Annotated in this window: 1 pseudogene; it reads left to right on the top strand. The window is 70.3% G+C overall.

The features are described 5' to 3' along the window. Positions 1-228 precede the first annotated feature (228 nt). Positions 229-522, top strand: a pseudogene (locus A9W96_RS05360) (deferrochelatase/peroxidase EfeB); the annotation flags it as partial.

Raw genomic sequence — 522 nt, 5'->3', positions numbered from 1 at the left:
ACTGCTGATCGATCTGGCGGACCAGGTTGGCATCGATCTTTTCCAGGCCCGGCCGTAGTGAGGCGTAGGCCTGCTGCACCAGAGCCTGTCGACCGTCGCCCAAAAAGTCGTTACGGCCGGTTGATCGTGACCGACGACATCTCCCCACCCTCCGACGGCGCCACGAACGACGCTGGGGCACCGGCGGACTCCGCCACGGTATCGCGCCGGCGCGCGCTCGGCGGCGCCATGCTGGCCGGGCTCGGCGGTGCCGCCATCGGTGCCATGGGTGGCGGCTTCGCCGGCCACGCCATGGCGGCGGGACAGCGTGGTGACGACGACGACACCGTCGATCTGCGCCGCAGCTACCCCTTCTACGGTCAGCCGCACCAGGGTGGAATCGACACGCCCCCACAGCGTTACGCCATGTTCATGTCGTTCTCGCTGGCCGAGGGCGCGGGCCGGACCGACCTGCAGACCCTCTTGGCGCGCTGGTCGGCCGCCGCCGCGATCCTGCAGCAGGGCAAGCCGGTCGGGACGGTG

This window comes from Mycobacterium sp. 1245852.3, assembly GCF_001669335.1.
Taxonomy (GTDB): Bacteria; Actinomycetota; Actinomycetes; order Mycobacteriales; family Mycobacteriaceae; genus Mycobacterium; species Mycobacterium europaeum_A.
Note: the sequence above shows the minus strand (reverse complement) of the source record. Positions and strands in the feature narration are given on the sequence as shown.